This is a genomic window from Enterococcus dongliensis, from assembly GCF_031927985.1.
Lineage (GTDB): Bacteria > Bacillota > Bacilli > Lactobacillales > Enterococcaceae > Enterococcus_A > Enterococcus_A dongliensis.
Genome location: NZ_JARPZC010000052.1, coordinates 1 through 673 on the forward strand (window position 1 = coordinate 1; position 673 = coordinate 673).

At 45.8% G+C, this 673-nt stretch carries 1 rRNA gene; it reads left to right on the forward strand.

The features are described from left to right. Window positions 1-153: 153 nt before the first annotated feature. Window positions 154-673: ribosomal RNA gene (locus P7D84_RS13715) — 23S ribosomal RNA — on the forward strand; the annotation flags it as partial.

The following is a 673-nucleotide window of genomic DNA, read 5'->3' on the forward strand; positions in this document are numbered from 1 at the left end:
ATCGTTCATTGAAAACTGGATACAGAAACAAATTTAAACAAACCGAGAACACCGCGTTGAATGAGTTTTTTAATAAGTTCAATTGCTTATTTATTACTAACGGAAATGATCGCTCATGAAAGTTAGTAAGACCCTTGACGAAAGTCAAGATAAGGTTAAGTGAATAAGGGCGCACGGTGGATGCCTTGGCACTAGGAGCCGATGAAGGACGGGACTAACACCGATATGCTTCGGGGAGCTGTAAGTAAGCTTTGATCCGGAGATTTCCGAATGGGGAAACCCAGCATCTTTTATAGGATGTTACTTTTCAGTGAATACATAGCTGATTAGAGGTAGACGCAGAGAACTGAAACATCTAAGTACCTGCAGGAAGAGAAAGAAAATTCGATTCCCTGAGTAGCGGCGAGCGAAACGGGAAAAGCCCAAACCAAGAGGCTTGCCTCTTGGGGTTGTAGGACTCCGATATGGTAGTCCAGTGAGATAGTCGAAGGACCTGGAAAGGTCTGCTAGAAAGGGTAAAAGCCCCGTAGACAAAATTTGACTGGCACCTAGGAGGATCCTGAGTACGGCGGAACACGAGGAATTCCGTCGGAATCCGGGAGGACCATCTCCCAAGGCTAAATACTCCCTAGTGACCGATAGTGAACCAGTACCGTGAGGGAAAGGTGAAAAG